This window comes from Rickettsia endosymbiont of Nabis limbatus (assembly GCF_965196655.1).
GTDB lineage: Bacteria > Pseudomonadota > Alphaproteobacteria > Rickettsiales > Rickettsiaceae > Rickettsia.
In genome coordinates this window covers 759,718-778,872 of sequence record NZ_OZ239771.1, presented here as the reverse complement: position 1 = coordinate 778,872, position 19,155 = coordinate 759,718, and the positions used below count along the sequence as shown (strand labels likewise).

Genomic DNA, 19,155 nt, shown 5'->3' with positions numbered 1-19,155 from the left:
TTATCCTAAAATATATATAAATTTTAGGATAGAGCTTTAGAACACATAGATGATTGTGTTCGAGAAGTCAAGAGAATATTTTATATTGGTTTTGCCAAGGTCGTTTGTTTTTAACAATGTTATTGACAATTATTACTATTTTTCTCATTACTGCAGTAAGAGCTAATTTTTTAGCTTTTCCCTTTTCTACAAGTCTTTTATAAAAAGGTTTAACTGCGGGATTACATCTTACAGATGTAACAGCAACCATATATAATGCCGCCCGTACCGTTTTCCTACCACCTTTAGTTTTTGCTTTAAATCTTGTTTTACCGCTTTCCTTACAGTGAGGTGCTACTCCTACTAAAGAAGCAATTTGTTTACAATTTAAATTACCAAGCTCTGGCAACTCTGTAATTAAGGTTATTGCTATAATCGAGCCAATACCCGGGATAGTAATAAGTAAATTATATATTTCTTTATAACTTTCTATATTTAAAATATGATATAATATAAGCTTTTCCACTTCTTCTTTTTGATCATTAAGTAAATTAATAACACTATTTATACTATTAATCTCTTAGGGTTTAATTCCCCGAAGGTCTGCTTCGTGATATACTAGATGCATGGAAGAAAGCAGTTATATACATAAAAGTGATAATGTCACAGTACTAATATATCATTTAGTAACACCGGCAAAGTGTCATTGTCAAATAAAAAGGGACCAGTAAATTGCACGAAAAAGGGACCACTATATGTAAAAATTTTTATGTCAAATGACCTCCAAATTTATAGTTATTAATACGATAACTTTTACCTGTGATGTTTAGTATATGTGCATGATGTACTACTCGATCAATAATTGCATGAGTTAATAACTCATCAGCAAATATTTCATTCCATCTTTCAAAATCCTTGTTTGTGGTAATAATGGTAGATTTATTTTCATATCGTTTAGCAATAATATTAAAAAAATCATCTACTGAATGTTTTGGTAATTGCTTAAAACCTAACTCATCAAGAATTAATAAGTCAAATGATAAGAGTAATTTAACTTTTTTGTGATAGCTATTATCTGCTCTTGCAATATGTAAATTATAAAGCATATCCGATACCGTAGTAAAATATACAGAGTATTCTCGTGTTAAAGCTTTTAATGCTAATCCAATAGCAAGATGAGTTTTGCCAGTTCCAGAATTACCTATGAATATGACATTGCCCTTAGTATTAATATAATCACAAGTAGATAAATCACTTATTACTTTGGCATCAATACTTGGTTGGAACTGAAAATCAAAGTCTTCTAAATTTTTAGTGACTGGTAATTTAGCAGCACTTTTACGACGACGGTAATTATTATCCTTACGGTGAGATTTTTCATCTTCACATAATAGTGAGAGAAATTCTTTAAATCCTAGTTTATTATTTTGAGCATAAATAATCCTTTCATTTAAGCTATTGACTATACCTGATAATCTAAAACTACGTAGGTCATTAAGCAAGTTCTGCATTCTGACCTCCAAACTCTGGCAATGGTAAGTTTACTGCATTACTATTTAAGATATTTTTAATTTTAGAGTAAGAACTTATACCGTAATGTAATGCTCTATGACAAGCTTTATCTATTAACTCATCATTGTAAACCTTACGTAAAGAAATAATACCTCTAGCACAACGTTGCCAATCATTTACTCGTGTTTGTTGTAATAACTCTAATAATAAACTGCAATTATTTCCTATCTGCTGCATTTGTTGTTGATAATGTTCACTATATTCTATAAAACCTGGGCATAGACGTTTATATTTGGCATAATGAGACGGATTAGTGGTAAATATTCCTTTGCCATCTGTTCTAACGTGCCTTGCTATTAAATCATTTTGGATAGAAAATATTTGAACAAGTTTTGGTGATAATTGTACCAGTACCTCACTGTATATATATTTTGCCGGTACGGAATAATAATTATTATCTATGGTGATATGACAATCTTTTGCTACTTTTCGATTATGCCACGATGACAAATCAAACGTTTCTAATGGTAAAGGCATTAAATTATTACTTTCTTCTTGCTCAAATAGTTCCTGAGGAATTTTTTTAGTAGTACCATGTATTCGGTTATTTGCTTTATTTAACCAGTTAGCAAGATCATGTGTTAATTCTTCATATCTATGAAATTTACGTCCAGCAAAAAAATTATTTTTGACATACTTTATTCCTGATTCTACTTTGCCTTTTTCTTGAGGTTGATATACACGACAAGGAGAAAGTAAAATTCCATAATGATCAGCTAAACGTTTGTATTCCTTCTGATATACGGGCTCATAGAAATTGCTATCTACCACTCCAGCTTTAAGATTATCAAGTTTTATTACTTTTGGACTGCCAGCAAAATAATTAAATGCATTGATATGACATTGTATCCATGTTTGACAACTTTGATCAAACACTACTTCATAATAATCAAGGCGACTATAACTTAAACGCATATTAAATACATATGCTTTAACTCTACGCCCCTTAGAATTATACTGTAAGCCTATGTCACCAAAATCTACTTGTGCTTCCTCTCCTGCTAAAGTATGAAAACGAATGCAACTGTTATTTTGTATCTTATATTTTTTGATATAACGGGTTAGCGAACCATAACTTTTTGTATAACCTTGAATTTTTAACTCTTCAAAAATTCTTATGTAACTTAGATTCTTTTCTAATAACTCAATTATTTGTTCGTGCCAAGAATCCAGTGCTGAAGATCGTTCATAGGGTGCAGGAGATTCTGTACCAGACTCTACATAACGGTTTACTATTTTTCTTACTGTTTTACGGTCTATTCTCGTTAGTTTGGCAATATTTCTTTGACTATTGCCTTGCTTATAAAGGGTGATAATTGTTGTGTACATATTTATTCTTATCATTGTATCACTAGATATTTATTTTAATTAATTATCTAGTGAATATTGCACATTATAACCTTATTAGGTTACACCAAATTCTCTGGTCCCTTTTTCGTGCAATTTACTGGTCCCTTTTACTTTAGCAATGACAGCCAAAGTATAGAAGAGTAATATTCAAAGAGGAACTAGACGATTATTTATGTAAAATTTGTGAGGACATAGAAGCTCGTTATGAAATTAGATTTTTGGAAATAGGAGTAGATAAAGAACATGTACATTTTTTACTACAGTCAATACTAATGTATAGCCCAACAAAAATAACTCAAATCATAAAAAGTATTACATCTAAGGAAATGTTTAAGAAATATCCAAATCTTAAAGAAAAATTATGGGGAAGTGAGTTTTGGAGTAAAGGATATTTTATGAGCACAGTAGGTAAACATGGTGATGAGCGGAAATTACGTAATTATGTAAAAAATCAAGGTTCAGGCAAACCTTCTTATAAAGCATTTCAACAAAAACAGTTAAACCTTTTTGGATAGATACCTCGTAGCTCTGCTGCGAGGAGTATCATTAAAATCCTGTATTTTTTTATTCTCACCTACTTTTAAATTATCAAATACTAACAACCATTTATCATTCTGTCCTAAATACTCCATTAACTCTTTTTTTACATTAGCTGCTTCTTCTGCTATTAAAATTTTCCCTTCAGCTTTATTAATGGCTTTTGCTAACTTTAATAACTCGTCACTAATATTTAAATTGGAATCAATAAACCAAATTAAATTACGCGAGTTTCGTATTAAGATGCCTAAATTATAGTTAAGGAATTTGCCACAATCCTGATTTTTTAAGGCTTTTGGGAGATTGGATAAGTTTCATACTGTAATAATTGGAGTCAAAAAAGACAAATTGCTGAAAATTTATGCATTTTAAGCCCATTTTATAACAAAAACAGTATTATCAATATCCACCGTAACCCAGTATTTATCAGCTATACAGCGACTTTATGAATACGAAACTCGCGTTAAATTATAATCATTTTTATTTGCATAGGTATACATTCAAAACTTACGCTATGTTTTATGATAAATGGTTTAATACTGGGGTTTTATTAAAATCCTCTAATATGAATAAACAGCTTCCAGTCAAGCTGTTTAGTTACATTTGAGATAACATAGCGTAAGTTTTGCATTCTAGCTAGCTGAGTTTTTCCCATGCCGCTAATGCCTACGATACTTGTTTATCTGTATTTTTCTAGATTAGTTTTTATGTAATAGTTGAGATTTTATCTTACATTTAGTAAAATAAAATGATACTCCTCGCAGCAGAGCTACGAGGTATCTATCCAAAAAGTTTTAACTGTTTTTGTTGAAATGCTTTATAAGAAGGTTTGCCTGAACCTTGATTTTTTACATAATTACGTAATTTCCGCTCATCACCATGTTTACATACTGTGCTCATAAAATATCCTTTACTCCAAAACTCACTTCCCCATAATTTTTCTTTAAGATTTGGATATTTCTTAAACATTTCCTTAGATGTAATACTTTTTATGATTTGAGTTATTTTTGTTGGGCTATACATTGGTATTGACTGTAGTAAAAAATGTACATGTTCTTTATCTACTCCTATTTCCAAAAATCTAATTTCATAACGAGCTTCTATGTCCTCACAAATTTTACATAAATAATCGTCTAGTTCCTCATTGAATATTACTCTTCTATACTTTGCCGGTGTTACTAAATGATATATTAGTACTGTGACATTATCACTTTTATGTATATAACTGCTTTCTTCCATGCATCTAGTATATCACGAAGCAGACCTTCGGGGAATTAAACCCTAAGAGATTAATTGGGAGCATAATGGTAATATCATATTTTGTTCGCAAGATAGCGATATAATGCTTTATATAGTAAAGGCTATACCATTTAAAAAACACGAAACTATTGAACTTGCAAATATTATTTTATTAGATAAAGATAATAATTTAGTAGAATTTTTAGTGCAAGAGTTTAAAGGTTATCCGGTATTAATAGTACAAGGTGCTCAAATATTAAATAATGTGCCGGGGTTAGATAAAGAAGAATATAAAAATAAAATACAAGAATCTGATGATAAAATAAGCTTTAATCTCTCGCTTGTAACAGAACAATTAAAACCATCTACAAGGCAGCTCCTAAATAAAATAGCATTACTCAATAACCAAAGTTTTTCTAAGGGGTTACTTAGAGCCTGTCTTGAAATTAAGGTTTAGTCAATTTTTTAAGCATAAGTGTAATCATATTGATATAATTTGTAATAGTTGAGATTTTATCTTACATTTAGTAAAATAAATTAATTATTAAATGGAGATAAGAAATGAACTTAAATCAAAAAATAATAAAGCCAAAATTAGGATTACTAGAACTCGCTAAGAGTCTTGGTAGCATATCATCAGCATGTAAAGCGATGTGATATAGTAGAGATAGTTATTACAGATTTAAAGAACTGTATGAAACTGGTGGTGAAGAAGCGTTGTATGAGATTAGCCGGAAGAAGCCAATAATAGCGAATAGAGTTGATCCAGCGATAGAGAAGGCAGTAATGGATATGGCAATAGAATATCCAGCATATGGACAGATTCGAGTATCAAATGAGCTTAAGAAGAGCGGTATACTTGTATCACCTGGAGGAGTGAGATCAATTTGGTTACGTAATGATTTAAACAATATCAATAAAAGGCTTAAAGCATTAGAAGCAAGGATGGCTCAGGATGGTATTGTACTTACTGAATCTCAGTTACAAGTACTAGAGAAACGACGTAGCGAAAAAGAAGCCCATGGCGAGATTGAGACACAGCATCCAGGTTATCTAGTCAAAACTTACGCTATGAGTGGAAGAGTGATAAATTATTGTAAGAATAATTAAACATGTCAAAGAGGAACAGATTGCAAGCAATACCAATTAATAGAACAGATTACTGTCAATTTTTAACAATTAGCCAAAAGAATTATAGTTTAACCTACTACGCTGAACATGCCAAGAAATGTAGCCATGATGTTATTAATAGATTTTTAGAAAATGAAAAATATACTCCTTCTTTGTTATGGGAACACATTAAGAATGATGTTATCTTTTCATCTAACGGATATACAATATTTGATGATACGGTGTTAAACAAAAGGAACACAAAGAAAATAGAGGTTGCTAGATCGCAGTATAGTGGAGCTACAGGTGGAGTTACTACCGGTATAGGAGTAGTGAGTCTTGTATATTATAACCCCGATATTGATAAGTTTTGGGTAATAGATTATCGCATTTTTTCATCTGATCATGATGGAGCGACGAAACTAGATCACCTACTAAAGATGTTCAATAATGCTGTTTATAGTAAAAAGATTCCTTTTCAAACTGTACTTTTTGACACATGGTATGCTACACACAAAATTATGCAACATGTTGACTCCTTGGGCAAATATTATTATGCCCCTATTAAAGCCAATAGAAATGTTAGTAAAACGTGTGATTACGAGCCTTATAAAGCTGTTAGCAAGTTGACGTTTTCAGATGAAGAAATTAAGAATGGAATGGAGATTCATATAAAAGGATTTGCCAAAAATAAGCATGTTAATTTGTTTAAATTTACTGTTTCTACCAACAGAGTTGATTATGTTGTTACCAATAACAAAACTCAAAAATCTTCTAAAGCTGCACAAGATGAGTTTGGCTTGCGATGGGTAATTGAGAGCATGCATAGAAAAATTAAGCAACTGACTGGTATAGAACGTTGCCAATGCAGAAAACAGCGTATCCAACGTAATCACATTAGTTGTGCATTTCTAGTTTGGGCTTTTCTCAAAAGAACTGCAAATAAAATAGGTAAAACGGTCTACCAAATAAAGTTAGGGCTTTTAGATGACTATATGCAACAACAGCTTCGTTCTCCATCTTTACGATATTTAGAACCAAACATAGCGTAAGTTTTGTAGGATGCCAAGATACATATTATGTAGGAAATTTTAAGGGTATAGGTAAGGTTTATTCTCAGGTATTTATTGATAGCTATAGCAGAGTAGCTGATGCTAAACTATATACTGATAAAACAGCTTTAACTGCTGCTGATATGCTTAATGACCGCGTGTTACCATGGTATGAAACTCAAGGCATACCAATACTTCGTATTCTGACAGATTGTGGGTCAGAATATAAGGGAAATATAGAGCATCATGCTTTTGAATTATTTCTAAGTATCGAAGGTATAGAACATACTATTACTAAAGCATATTCTCCTCAAACAAATGGTATGTGTGAACGTTTTAATAAAACTATGAAACAAGAATTCTTTGATACAGCTATGCGGAAAAAGATCTACACTGATCTTGATGATTTACAATTAGATCTTGATATTTGGTTAGAGCATTTCAATAATGAGCGACCACATTCAGGAAAATATTGTTATGGTAAAACGCCTATGCAAACTTTTAAGGATAGTAAGAAATTAGCTATTGAAAAGAACAATGAAATCTTATATCTTGAATACTTATCTGACAGTCATAATTTATCAGATATTCAGATATAATTTTTATAGTGTCTGTAAGATCAAATCTTGACTTCTACATATATCTTACAATAGGAAATGTGCAGGAAGCTCAAGAAAATATACAAATTTTAAAACAGCAGTTAGATAATAAAGTAATTGATAATGCTGATAAATCAATGCTATATATTGCTGAAACAAAATTATTTTTTATAGAAGGAAAATATAATGAAGCGTTAGAACAAATTAATCAATCTATTCAAGCTGCTATTTCTGGTGGGTTGGATCCAAATTCAGTATTTTTAACAGTAGATTATTTAATAAAAGCTGAAATATTAAATAAACTTGGGCAATATCAAGAAGCTCTTAATCAAGTAGAGCAAGTATATAACATGCAAAAGCGTGTAAAAAAAAGAAACTAATATAATATTTGGTAGAATATTTACTCAAAAAGCAATAGCATTATTCGGTTTAGGTGAAAAAGATAAAGCTTTAGAATATGCAGATAAAGCAATAGAGATTTTTAAGAATAATGATAAAAGCTTTATGAGTAGAAGAATGCCTGATGTATTCAACCCTACAATAGCTGTTACATGTATAATAAGAGGGGATATATTATTTGCGGATGGTAAGCCTGAGGAAGCTTTAGATAGCTATATGGATGCACGAGGTATATATTTTAATGTTTATAGAAGAAATTATAAGAATGTAGCACAAGTAAGCGAAGTAAATCTTAAAGGAGCAAAGGTTGCGTGTAAAAGAAAAGATACGCTTAACTATAAATTTTTTGCTAAACCACAAATTATAGATTTTGGAGCGGAGCATCCCGACTCAATAGAAATGCTTGAATATTGTAAAACTTACGGTATGGGTTTAATTAGTAATAAAGCTTATATAGATAAATCTAATAAATAGGAAGATCATTTAGAAAGATATTCTAAATATTTACCAAAAAATATTATTTTATAAATAGGGGATTTTTTGAGAAAATATATTATAACGATATTTTTACTTTTTCGACAGCTAAGCTATAAGGAATAAAGAGTTTTTTAGAGCTGGCTGGCGGATAGGGTGGGATTCGAACCCACGGTACGGTTGCCCGTACGCTAGTTTTCAAGACTAGTGCCTTAAACCGCTCGACCACCTATCCAAGAAGATTCATAGCAAAAAATACAGAATAATTCAAGAGAAATCGTAAAAAATCTTTCCTATGTTCGTTTAATTTGGAGAATTAGTGACAAGGTCTTATAATTATTGGTGGTGTTGTAGGATTTAGTTTTGTCCCTGTCAACCTGTGGTAGCATTACCCGCGTGGATTAGTTTTTTCCGTCTGAGCTAAGGAAATTACGAAGTAATTGTACGTACACAATCCAGTATAAAAATGCTAGCTTATAGCATTTTTATTATTTTTTCTGGATTGCCACGCTCATTTCATTCGTGTAGCTCAGACGACTTAGTATCCACGCAAGCAAGCCTTACGTGGGAATAACATCAGAGCTATATGACATCAGCGGTAATAACACCTAACATATCACTCTTTATATCACAAATCCAAATTGTTCTTTCAGCTCGTTTACAGTTTTAGATGCTCTAATTCTTGCTTTTTCTGCACCTTGTTGAAGTATTTTGAGTAAATATTCTTGATCATTCATTAACTCTAAATATTTATCACGCATAGGTTGCAGGTTAGTAATAATAATTTCTGCTAAATCTTCTTTAAATTTTGTAAAGCCTTGATTTTCATAGTTCTGAATTATATTCTCAAGTTTTTTTTCTGATAAGCTTGTGTAAATATCTAGTAAATTACTAATCTCTGGTCTTGCTTCTTTATCATAACTAACAAAGCTTAAATGATCTGTTTTGGCTTTTTTAATTTTTTGATGAATAAGATCATTATCATCTCTTAAATTAATACGAGAAAAATCCGAGGAATCGGATTTGCTCATTTTTTTTCTGCCATCTCTAAGACTCATAATTCTTGTTCCTGAGCCACCAATTAAAACATCCGGTACTTTTAAAATTTCCTTATTAAATTTCCTATTAATTACGCCGGCGATATCTCTAGTTAGCTCCAAATGTTGTTTTTGGTCTTCACCGACCGGCACTATATCAGCTTTATATATCAGTATATCAGCAGCCATAAGTACTGGATAGGAAAAAAGCCCAAGGCAGGCTTTTTCTTGATCCTTTCCAGCCTTATCTTTAAACTGTGTCATGCGTTTTAACCAGCCGAGCGGTGTCACGCAATTCAGCAACCAAGCGAGTTCGGTATGCTCTTTTACCATACTCTGAGCAAAAATTGTGACTTTATTAGGATCAAGCCCAGCTGCTAAATAAATCGCTAAAGTTTCGATAACTGATCTTTTAAGTTCACTAGGTGCTATATCAACAGTGATAGAATGCAGATCAGCCAAAAAGAAAAAACAATTATATTCTTCCTGCATTTTAACCCAGTTTCGAATCGAACCTAAATAGTTACCAAGATGCAAAGAACCAGTAGCTTGCACACCTGAAAGAACAGTTTTTTTCATTGTATACCTTTATTATTGTATTCATTAACAAATATATGTTATATATATACCGCAAATACTTCAAAAGTTGGTAAGTCAAATAAGCGGTGAGTCTGCGGAACATAGATAAACTACGTGAGCAAAGACGAATCCCGAAATTTGGCTTACCAACTTTTGAAGTATTTGCGATATACCAAATTAATATTTAATTTTTACTATATGCTTTGGCGTTTAAGAATTTTATCATTTTACGGATTATTATCGTTATTTACTTTTATCTTTTTTCTTATATGTTACATACCCGTAACGTTTTTCAATGTCAACTATCAAATAAGATATAGGATTGCTGTTATCTTTTCTTATGCTTTTGTGTGGCTTGCAAAAATTTGTTGTGGTTTAAAATATGAAGTAGAGGGGATTGAGAAATTGCCTAAGACCATTTCAATAGTTGTTTCTAACCATCAATCCTTTTGGGATCAGATGTTTATGCAGCTTATTATCCCTAAACATTCATGGGTATTAAAACGTGAGCTATTTAATATACCGCTACTTGGTTGGGGGCTTCGTATGGTTAAACCGATTGCAGTAAATCGTGGTACTAATAGTTCAGTTGCTCAAATTTTAAGAGAGGGTGAGGAAAAAATCAAGGAAGGTTTATGGTTAATAATATTTCCTGAATCAACAAAAGTTCCACCTGATAGAACAGTAAAATTTAAGCCAAGTGCTGTAAAGCTTGCTTCTATTACTAAAGTGCCAATAGTAATGATGGCACATAATGCCGGCTTATTTTGGCCTAGAGGTTTTTGGTTTAAACAGCCAGGAACTATAAAGGTAAAAATTATTGGAGTAATAGAAAAAGAAGAAGTAGAACAAACTGATGTACGTATTCTTAATGATAAGATTGAAGAGATAATTAATAGTGAAAAGCAAAAATTATTAAATTAGTACTTACTCAATAACATTGGAGCACTCCTACGCTTGATTTGAAAATAAATTTTTATAGTTAAGCAATGGATTATGCTAATAATTTGCTATTTGTATTAAATTAGTCTTGGTTTAAGAAATAATTAGTATTATCATACAATTACCAACTATTCTTATGGAGGTATTATGAATAATACAACAGCATTAAAATTAATTGCAGTTATCGATAGCAAGCAAATGATGCTTTACGATGCTCAAGGAGTTAAAATTACTAATAATAAGCCTTTAAAGTTACCTTTAGATTTGGAAGAGCATCACCACCATAGAGAAAAAAGACAGAGTTTATACCAAAATAAATCTACACCTGCTTCATTGTTCGAGCCTCATACTTCTTTAAAAGATATAGAGCATAAAGAAGCAGCAAAAAGCGTTATAAAACATTTAGAAAAAGCAGCAGGTCATGACCAAGGTAAGTATAAAGAGCTAATTATAGTTGCTGAACCGCAAATGCTTGGTTGCGTTCGTCACGAGCTTAAAAATGGTCTAAAAAAGATGATTACCAAAGAAATAGCGAAAGATCTAGTGCAGCATAACGCTGAGGCGGTCGAGAGGGCTGTGTTTTCTTGATGAGTTGTTATTGCGAGGAGGCATTGCACAGCTGTCGAAAGTAGAAGAGAAGAAATAAGTATGTAAAAAAGTATTAGGAAGAGGTAAACAGGTAACTAAAAAATTAAAAAGGTTACCCTGAATGGAAATAAAAGAAATAATGAACTTAATTAGTGATAAGAGGCTGATAGAAGTAGGGGAAAAATATACCGTAGATAAAGCCAATCATAAAATAACGGGAGCATTTATTTTAAAAAGTTTTGTTAGGTCATCACTACTTGGTAGACCGATTAGCTTAAGGACATTAGAGGAAATAGTACCGGCAACTTTAGAGTTAAGTAGTCTTCTTAAAACAAAAAAGGTTGGTAAAAATAAAATAGACCATAGTTCTATTGGTAAAAGATTAAAAACAATAAAGACAGAATATTTCAAAGCAATTTATGATGAACTAGTAGAAAAGTATAATAGCCATTTTAATAAGATAGAAAGAAAACAATTACACATATTTGATTCAACAACTATTAATCTTTCCGGCAGAGTAATTAAAGATGGATTAAAAATAGGAGGAAAAAAGAATGATAGTCAAGTAAAGCTTAGTGTAGGTTTAGAGGGACAAATACCATCTAATATAAGATTTTGCAATGATAAATCTGAAGCAAGTGATGATGTAGCATTAGTTAAAGCTATAAATGAATCTAAGCTAGATAAGGAAGATATATTAATATTTGATAGGGGAATTTGTAAAACAACTACCTATGAAGATTTCAGTAACAAAGAAATAAAATTTGTTACTAGAGTACAAACTAACAGACGCTATAGAGTTATTAAAAAGTTAGAGATCAAGCAGAATCAAAACAATCATAGTAACTTACAAATACAAAGTGATGAGATTATTAATTTATACAGTGCTAACAAAATAATCAAATGTAATTTAAGATTAATAAAAACCATTGATTATAAGAACAAAGAAATATGGTTTTTAGCAAATTTATCGGATAGTTCTGCTGAAGAGATAGCAGAGATATATAAGAAAAGATGGGATATAGAAGTATTTTTTAAATTCATAAAACAGCATTTACAGTTTAAACATTTTATCAGTCATTCTCAAAATGGCATGATAGTATATTTATATAGCATATTAATAGCTGCAATTCTATTTACCATATTTAAAAATATAAATAAATTAAAGGGTTTTAAGATTCCATTATTACGATTTTGCTTATTACTAGAGAAGGAAATAATTCGTGATATTGTAATATTGTCTGGGGGCAATATTGATCTTATAAAGTTTAGATTATAACTATATCTACTTTCGACAGCTGTGGGAGGCATTGCCTATGTGAATAAAAGAATGTTGTCATCCTGTGGTCAAGCCACAGGATGACAGGGTGATAAAGTTTCCGTTCGCAATGACGCAAAGTTTATTAACAAAAACAAATTAAATATTACAAATAATTATGTCGCGAATTTATTTTAATGGTCCTGAGGGGCGAATTGAAGGAATATATGTAAAAGCAGAAGCATATAATGCTCCAGTTGCATTGGTTCTTCATCCCCATCCTTTGCATGGCGGTGATATGAACAATACAGTAGTGTATAACGCCTATAAAGTTTTATCTGAGCATGGATATACAGTTTTACGTATTAACTTTAGAGGAGTAGGGCATTCGGAGGGTAACTTTAATAATGGAGTAGGTGAGGTTATAGATGCCGGAACAGCTCTTGATTGGTTACAGCAAAATAATCCAAACGCTCAGTCTAATTTAGTATTAGGGTTTTCATTCGGTGCATTGATAGCTATGCAGCTTGTGATGAGACGCCCTGAAATAAATAACTTTATTGCTATTTCGCCTCCAGTAAATAAATATGATTTTTCATTCCTTTCGCCTTGTCCTATTCCAGGATTTGTACTACAAGGTGATAGTGATAGTATAGTCTCAGCTGAAGCGGTAAAAGATTTAGCAAGTAAGTTATCTAAACAACAAGCTCATATTAAGGTTGGATGTAAAATTATTAGCGGTGCTGATCATTTCTTCCGTTATAAAATGGAGGAGTTTTCTAAAGCAATTGGTGATTATTTGAAAACATTAGATCATGGTTATCCACAAAATAATAATAATAATGTAAACGAAGAATCGAAGAGTCAGAAGAAGTTGTTTTTGTATTAAATGTATGTCATTGCGAGCCACTGAAAGTGGCGTGGCAATCTCATGAAGTAAAACTCCTAAGATTGCTTCGTTGGTTATTACATAACTTTCTCGCAATGACAGAAAAATCAAGCCATGCAAGAGCAAGAGAACCCAATCAAGACATTAAACATTTATTATCACTCACAGTGTTTTTACCTGTTACAGTTACTAAATTCTGTTCTTCATTTAATATCTCAAACGATGATAAGGTTAAATCTGAATACTCAAATTTACAAAAATACCATTCCTTATCGAATTGTTTGTTGCAGTCTCTAATGATTTTTTTTAATATCTTCCCCTATACATTTAAAGTTATAATAATAAAATAAGGTATTAGAATTAATAATAATGTCTAACTCTTTTAACTGTTTATCAAAATAATTAGTATTAACGATAATTTGCAAAGGAATGTCATTGCATATTTCATATTCGAGTTTTCGCCCTAGCAAAATAATATAGTCGCTGAAAACTAAATCTGGCAAAATGCCATAAATAGTGCCCTAATGATAAAGCTGGGCAAGTGGTAATATTGCTTTTTCTTCACCAAGTAGCATAGCACATGTTAAATTTTCAACTGCTGACTCAAATAGTAGATTTATCGCTTTTTCAGCATAAGAATCCTAAATCATCTCAAAATTAGATAATAACTCAACTTGTAGTAAACCTTCTGTAAGCAACTGATTTTCAGGTAACAGATAAAAAATTTTATTGTTATTTATTTGAGTCGTTTTCAAAATATACCTTAAATCAAATTTATTACATTATTAGACAACTGCATCCTTGTTTATGACCTAATATTGAAGTTTCATCATCATCTTTGTTTTCGCCCTTATTATTATGATTTATAAGGTTTTGTGGTTCATCTTGTGTATTAATAGGTGGTTGATAATAATAATTATTGCCTCTTAATACTAAAGTTGTTTCCTCAACGTTTTTAGCAGTAGTGGAGTTATAATTTAATTTACTTTTTGTTTCGTGTATATTAGTGGTAGGTTTGTTGCTTGTTAATACTGAATTTGTTTCTTCATCTTTTTCAAAATTAACATTATAATCTATTGTACTTTTTGTTTTTTTATATTAGTAGGTTTTTTATTTTTGAAATCTTTGATATCACTTTGAGTAGCTCGCCTTACTGCATTAGATGGTTGGTGTGTGGTACTAGGTAAAGGAGCTGAAATTGTGGGAATAATAGTTGATTCTAAGCTATTAAATATGTCTTTTAAATCAGTATTGTTTAAATGTATATTAATGGCACATTCTGCATTGTGCTTCATTGTATCATTAATACCTGCTCGGTATACATACTTGTTATTGGAAATAGAAGTAGCACAAGCTGTAACTAATTTTTGTAAGTAATCTGCTAAAATATCTTCACCTTTATAATTGCTATTAGAGCTTTTTTTAGCTTCAAAATGCTTTCCTATCGCAAGTATAAAATCTCCATAAATAATATTTTTTTCAACCAACCAGCCATTATAATAAAACTGAGCTAAGTACCAAGCGGCATTTTCTTGACCACAAACTAAAGCTTCTTTTAATTTTACATATATTTTGGATATAATATATTTATTATCTTGTGTTATTGTTAATGTACAATCTTTTGATTGAGTAAGAGGTAATTTTATATTTTCAAAATAATATTTTAATGCTTCTTGTAACATGTCTAAAGAATTAGGAAAAAATTTTGGTTCAAATATATTTTTTAATTCAGAATTTTCTAAATTTTTTTTAAAATTAAGTTCGGCATTTTTCCTTATTTCGTCAGTAATAATACTATCCATATCTATTTGATATTGTCTTTTAATATTTTTAATGGTTTTAGCACATTTTATTAGCTAGATTGTTCAAATCTTTTTGTAGATCACCTTCATATCCATTATTTAAACATTTTACCGAATCAAGCTTTATTCCTATTGCAATGATAAAATTTCCCATCTCGCGATCTTTTTCAGACAACCTGTCAACAGCGGTCGAAAAATGATACAGATTTTTAATATGCAACGGCTGAAAATTGATACAGTATCATAAAAAAATTATCTGATATTTAAGTCATAAAATTATCCTCCTGTTTATTAGTAATTTCTATTGGCACAAGACCAGCTTTCTTTTTATCCTTAAGTCTGAAACTATCACCTTTAATATTGAGTATAGTGGAGTGATGAAGCAGACGATCTAAGATAGCAGCTGTAAGAGCACTATCCTGAGCAAGACTATTATGCCATTGTCCAAATGGAAGATTACTTGTAAGAATTATGCTACCCTTCTCATAACGCTTTGCTATAACCTGAAATAATAGATTAGCTTGTTCCTGTTTTAACGGCAGATATCCAAATTCATCTATTATAAGTAATTTATATGGTAGTATGACTCTTTTGAATATGGAGTCCAGGTTTCCCTGGTTTAGCCCGGCATTCAGTACAAGCATCAAATCTGCAGCTGTTATAAATTTAGTCTTGATTCCACATTGTGTAGCTGCATAACCAAGAGCAATAGCTATATGGGTTTTTCCTACTCCAGAAGGACCAAGCAGAATAATATTTTCCTGTCTTTCTACAAAAGACAGAGACCTTAGACCTTCCAGAATCTTGCGTTTTATTCCTGTAGCAAAATCATAATCAAAATTATCCAGCGTTTTAATAGCAGGAAAACCTGCCATTCTGGTGAGTATTGATTTACTTCTATTCTGTCGTGCCAACAGCTCTGTTTTTAATATTGACTCAAGGAAATTCGTATAACTTGAGTCTTCTTTACTAGAGGATTGTGCAATATCAAAATAATTTTCAGCTATCTGAATAAGGTTTAAAGAGCGGCACAGCTCTTCTATACGTTGGTGCTGCAGGTTCATAATGCCTCCAGTATACTTTGGTATATGCAGAGGGAATGTTGTAAGGAAACTGTAGAAAATTGTTCCCTTTTATCTTCCATAATCTCTAGTGCTGCAGGATGACTACCACTATAATCCAATGGTAGTGGCTGAAGATTGCTCCTTTCAAACTTTAATCTTTCTGCAGGTATTTCGCCTGTTGTTCCATGTACACGCCGATTCGCAGTATCACGCAACCATTTTAGCACCTCTGAATTTGCAGTATCCACATCCAACACTAACTCTGCAGTTTTTAATTTTGTTGCTAATGGATTATAAAAGCTTTCTCTTATATATCTGTTAAATCGCTCAACCTTGCCCTTAGTTTTTGCTCTATAAGGCCTACACACTTTTAATCGGAAACTGTAATGTTTGGCAAAATCCAGCATACCTTTATTAAAGCGGTGTATGCCAGGACCATATGTATCCCTATCCAGTATTACTGTCTTCATGTTGTCATACAGTACTTCTTCTGGCACTCCGCCAAAATATTCAAATGCCCGCTTATGGCATTCTATTAATGTTACAAGCTTCTCATTAGTAACAAATTCTACATAGCTTGCTCGACTAAATCCTAATGTAGCCACAAAAGCTGATAGAGGACTTTTCCCCTTACGAAATTCAATCCAGTCAACTTGCATCTGTTTGCCAGAAGCAGTCTCAAATCTTATCATATCCTCCTGTTTAGCTGCAGGCTTTATACTCCTTAAATAATCCCTGAGTTGGGTCATCCCGCCTGTGTAACCCAACTCCTTTATCTCTTGAAACAGTACAGTACAAGGTAGAAGTACAGGATGGGCTGATTTTATTCTGTCACTCAAGTAGTCTTTATATGGGGCAAGCTTTGTTACCAACTTTGGCCTATCCTTATATTTAGGGTTACCATCACATTTTAAATATTTACGTACTGTATTTACTGATACACCTACTTCTCTTGCTATACTTCTTAAGCTTTTACCATGTTTATTCAATATTTTTATTTCCATTATTTGCTCCAGTATTATCATTATTCATTACCTCCTTATTCAGAAGATATTACTTTAATACTGTATCAATTTTTATCCGTTGCTCTGTATCATTTTACTTCCGTTGCTAACAAACCAACCATTGTAATAGAATTGAGCTAGATACCAAGCTGCTTTTGTTTCGCCATAAATGAATATTTCTTTTAATCTTTTATATAGTTCAATTAAAACTGTTTCATTATTTTGTGTTATTTCTAAATCCTTTGATATTCTAAGAGGTTTTTCAATATATTCTTCATAATCACTTAATGCCTTATTTATTACTTCATAAAGATAAGGTAATTTTTCTTTCATCGTTTTCATTCCTTTTTAAGATATAGGACATCCTCCTATTAGGTCTAAAAGTTCACTAGAGTCACTTTTTGATTCCATTGAGCGTGATTCGTAATCTCCTATTTTATTATTAGTGTAATCCTCAAAGTGTAATTTTTGGGGTAATTTAGGTGCTTCATTTGGTTTTTTAATCTCATTTGCTGTGATGCCTTTCGTATTTTCTATAGGTTTCTCTTTAAAATTTAAATTGGGGAGTAATTTACTATACCATTTTTTTCTGGTATCTTACACAATACAAAAGTGTCTATAATTTTTTCATTTATGCTTTCTATAAACGCACCAATATTTTCTCTAGTAATTAGGTCGTATTCAAATGGTAAAGAAGAATTAAAATCGTTTACAAATTCTTCTAAAATATCAAGAATTGAAGATTTAGAAATTACAGCATCATTCCAATCTATTTTTATACTACCCATGTATGAAAGTGGTAGTAAAGCCATACTATTAAGTTCAGCAAGATCAGTAATACCAAAATCATTTAAATTTGTAGATTTTGTTCTTTTATAGTAATATGAAAAATTTTCTATACCATCTATAGTTTTTATTAGGTTACTTACTTGTTTATTATTAATTTCAGATTCATTATAAATTTTAATTAAAAAAATAGAAGCATCACTACTACCCAAAAACATAGCACCTTGTAAATATAACATAGCATTTGCGTAGACTTGTTGACTTTCAATTATTGCATTATCGTTTTTAGGTTTCATATCTAAAAATTCATTGTAATATCTAATACCTTTATCAAATAAATATTTTGGAGTTAATCTCTTAGGGTTTAATTCCCCGAAGGTCTGCTTCGTGATATACTAGATGCATGGAAGAAAGCAGTTATATACATAAAAGTGATAATGTCACAGTACTAATATATCATTTAGTAACACCGGCAAAGTATAGAAGAGTAATATTCAATGAGGAACTAGACGATTATTTATGTAAAATTTGTGAGGACATAGAGGCTCGTTATGAAATTAGATTTTTGGAAATAGGAGTAGATAAAGAACATGTACATTTTTTACTACAGTCAATACCAATGTATAGCCCAACAAAAATAACTCAAATCATAAAAAGTATTACATCTAAGGAAATGTTTAAGAAATATCCAAATCTTAAAGAAAAATTATGGGGAAGTGAGTTTTGGAGTAAAGGATATTTTATGAGCACAGTATGTAAACATGGTGATGAGCGGAAATTACGTAATTATGTAAAAAATCAAGGTTCAGGCAAACCTTCTTATAAAGCATTTCAACAAAAACAGTTAAAACTTTTTGGATAGATACCTCGTAGCTCTGCTGCGAGGAGTATCATT

Annotated in this window: 20 protein-coding genes, 1 tRNA gene and 2 pseudogenes; 12 read left to right on the top strand and 11 right to left on the bottom strand. The window is 31.2% G+C overall.

The window, feature by feature from the left end:
- Positions 1-67: 67 nt before the first annotated feature.
- The 3 genes from ACOAL3_RS04515 to istA (ACOAL3_RS04505) form a co-directional block, all read right to left on the bottom strand.
- Positions 68-505, bottom strand: a complete 438-nt coding sequence (locus tag ACOAL3_RS04515) for a transposase (RefSeq protein ID WP_419235489.1) — start codon at positions 503-505, stop codon at positions 68-70.
- 241 nt (positions 506-746) lie between these two features.
- Complete coding sequence (istB, locus tag ACOAL3_RS04510; protein ID WP_419234522.1) at positions 747-1,490, bottom strand: IS21-like element helper ATPase IstB; 744 nt, start codon at positions 1,488-1,490, stop codon at positions 747-749.
- The gene (istA, locus tag ACOAL3_RS04505; protein ID WP_419234561.1) at positions 1,474-2,880 is read right to left on the bottom strand and encodes an IS21 family transposase; all 1,407 of its coding nucleotides are present in this window, start codon (positions 2,878-2,880) and stop codon (positions 1,474-1,476) included. The genes istB (ACOAL3_RS04510) and istA (ACOAL3_RS04505) overlap by 17 nt, the downstream gene beginning before the upstream one ends.
- Before the next feature lie 164 nt (positions 2,881-3,044).
- Between istA (ACOAL3_RS04505) and tnpA (ACOAL3_RS04500) the strand changes: the two genes are divergently transcribed.
- Positions 3,045-3,416 carry an IS200/IS605 family transposase gene (gene tnpA / locus ACOAL3_RS04500; protein WP_419235599.1) on the top strand — a complete coding sequence of 124 codons (372 nt, stop codon included), beginning with the start codon at positions 3,045-3,047 and terminating at the stop codon, positions 3,414-3,416.
- A gap of 802 nt (positions 3,417-4,218) precedes the next feature.
- Here the strand turns inward: tnpA (ACOAL3_RS04500) and tnpA (ACOAL3_RS04495) are convergent.
- Positions 4,219-4,677 carry an IS200/IS605 family transposase gene (gene tnpA, locus ACOAL3_RS04495; protein WP_419234544.1) on the bottom strand — a complete coding sequence of 153 codons (459 nt, stop codon included), beginning with the start codon at positions 4,675-4,677 and terminating at the stop codon, positions 4,219-4,221.
- A gap of 103 nt (positions 4,678-4,780) precedes the next feature.
- On the opposite strand from tnpA (ACOAL3_RS04495), the gene ACOAL3_RS04490 reads away from it, so the two are divergent.
- The 6 genes and pseudogenes from ACOAL3_RS04490 to ACOAL3_RS04465 all read left to right on the top strand — a co-directional run bounded on the left by ACOAL3_RS04490 (position 4,781) and on the right by ACOAL3_RS04465 (position 8,311).
- On the top strand, positions 4,781-5,134 hold the full coding sequence (locus ACOAL3_RS04490) for a hypothetical protein (RefSeq protein WP_419235488.1): 354 nt from the start codon (positions 4,781-4,783) through the stop codon (positions 5,132-5,134).
- 104 nt (positions 5,135-5,238) lie between these two features.
- Positions 5,239-5,733, top strand: a pseudogene (locus ACOAL3_RS04485) (helix-turn-helix domain-containing protein); the annotation flags it as partial.
- A gap of 74 nt (positions 5,734-5,807) precedes the next feature.
- A complete protein-coding gene (locus ACOAL3_RS04480; RefSeq protein ID WP_473198143.1) occupies positions 5,808-6,839 on the top strand; it encodes an IS701 family transposase in 1,032 nt (343 codons plus the stop codon).
- A 5-nt stretch (positions 6,840-6,844) separates the two neighbouring features.
- Positions 6,845-7,438, top strand: a pseudogene (locus tag ACOAL3_RS04475) (integrase core domain-containing protein); the annotation flags it as partial.
- Positions 7,439-7,497: 59 nt separating this feature from the next.
- Positions 7,498-7,818, top strand: a complete 321-nt coding sequence (locus ACOAL3_RS04470) for a hypothetical protein (protein WP_419235487.1) — start codon at positions 7,498-7,500, stop codon at positions 7,816-7,818.
- Between the two features lie 136 nt (positions 7,819-7,954).
- Positions 7,955-8,311 (top strand): hypothetical protein, encoded by a 357-nt coding sequence (locus ACOAL3_RS04465; protein WP_419235486.1) that lies wholly within the window; start codon positions 7,955-7,957, stop codon positions 8,309-8,311.
- Between the two features lie 145 nt (positions 8,312-8,456).
- Here ACOAL3_RS04465 and ACOAL3_RS04460 read toward each other — a convergent pair.
- Positions 8,457-8,546 (bottom strand) — tRNA-Ser (locus tag ACOAL3_RS04460).
- Between the two features lie 388 nt (positions 8,547-8,934).
- Positions 8,935-9,927, bottom strand: a complete 993-nt coding sequence (gene trpS / locus ACOAL3_RS04455; protein ID WP_419235485.1) for a tryptophan--tRNA ligase — start codon at positions 9,925-9,927, stop codon at positions 8,935-8,937.
- 198 nt (positions 9,928-10,125) lie between these two features.
- Between trpS and ACOAL3_RS04450 the strand changes: the two genes are divergently transcribed.
- The 4 genes from ACOAL3_RS04450 to ACOAL3_RS04435 all read left to right on the top strand — a co-directional run bounded on the left by ACOAL3_RS04450 (position 10,126) and on the right by ACOAL3_RS04435 (position 13,604).
- On the top strand, positions 10,126-10,851 hold the full coding sequence (locus tag ACOAL3_RS04450; RefSeq protein WP_395477636.1) for a lysophospholipid acyltransferase family protein: 726 nt from the start codon (positions 10,126-10,128) through the stop codon (positions 10,849-10,851).
- Between the two features lie 165 nt (positions 10,852-11,016).
- Positions 11,017-11,457 carry a host attachment protein gene (locus tag ACOAL3_RS04445; protein ID WP_419235484.1) on the top strand — a complete coding sequence of 147 codons (441 nt, stop codon included), beginning with the start codon at positions 11,017-11,019 and terminating at the stop codon, positions 11,455-11,457.
- A 139-nt stretch (positions 11,458-11,596) separates the two neighbouring features.
- Positions 11,597-12,736 (top strand): IS4 family transposase, encoded by a 1,140-nt coding sequence (locus tag ACOAL3_RS04440; protein ID WP_419234559.1) that lies wholly within the window; start codon positions 11,597-11,599, stop codon positions 12,734-12,736.
- Between the two features lie 157 nt (positions 12,737-12,893).
- Positions 12,894-13,604 carry an alpha/beta hydrolase gene (locus tag ACOAL3_RS04435; RefSeq protein ID WP_419235483.1) on the top strand — a complete coding sequence of 237 codons (711 nt, stop codon included), beginning with the start codon at positions 12,894-12,896 and terminating at the stop codon, positions 13,602-13,604.
- A 1,073-nt stretch (positions 13,605-14,677) separates the two neighbouring features.
- On the opposite strand, the gene ACOAL3_RS04430 is transcribed toward ACOAL3_RS04435, so the two are convergent.
- The 5 genes from ACOAL3_RS04430 to ACOAL3_RS04410 all read right to left on the bottom strand — a co-directional run bounded on the left by ACOAL3_RS04430 (position 14,678) and on the right by ACOAL3_RS04410 (position 18,556).
- Positions 14,678-15,406 carry a hypothetical protein gene (locus ACOAL3_RS04430; protein WP_419235482.1) on the bottom strand — a complete coding sequence of 243 codons (729 nt, stop codon included), beginning with the start codon at positions 15,404-15,406 and terminating at the stop codon, positions 14,678-14,680.
- A gap of 263 nt (positions 15,407-15,669) precedes the next feature.
- On the bottom strand, positions 15,670-16,470 hold the full coding sequence (gene istB / locus ACOAL3_RS04425) for an IS21-like element helper ATPase IstB (RefSeq protein ID WP_419235481.1): 801 nt from the start codon (positions 16,468-16,470) through the stop codon (positions 15,670-15,672).
- Positions 16,467-17,495, bottom strand: a complete 1,029-nt coding sequence (istA, locus tag ACOAL3_RS04420; RefSeq protein ID WP_419235480.1) for an IS21 family transposase — start codon at positions 17,493-17,495, stop codon at positions 16,467-16,469. Before istA (ACOAL3_RS04420) ends, istB (ACOAL3_RS04425) begins: the two co-directional genes overlap by 4 nt.
- 51 nt (positions 17,496-17,546) lie before the next feature.
- The gene (locus ACOAL3_RS04415) at positions 17,547-17,807 is read right to left on the bottom strand and encodes a hypothetical protein (protein WP_419235479.1); all 261 of its coding nucleotides are present in this window, start codon (positions 17,805-17,807) and stop codon (positions 17,547-17,549) included.
- Between the two features lie 221 nt (positions 17,808-18,028).
- On the bottom strand, positions 18,029-18,556 hold the full coding sequence (locus ACOAL3_RS04410) for a hypothetical protein (RefSeq protein ID WP_419235478.1): 528 nt from the start codon (positions 18,554-18,556) through the stop codon (positions 18,029-18,031).
- A 107-nt stretch (positions 18,557-18,663) separates the two neighbouring features.
- Between ACOAL3_RS04410 and tnpA (ACOAL3_RS04405) the strand changes: the two genes are divergently transcribed.
- Positions 18,664-19,122 (top strand): IS200/IS605 family transposase, encoded by a 459-nt coding sequence (tnpA, locus tag ACOAL3_RS04405; protein WP_419234544.1) that lies wholly within the window; start codon positions 18,664-18,666, stop codon positions 19,120-19,122.
- The last annotated feature ends 33 nt before the right edge of the window (positions 19,123-19,155 follow it).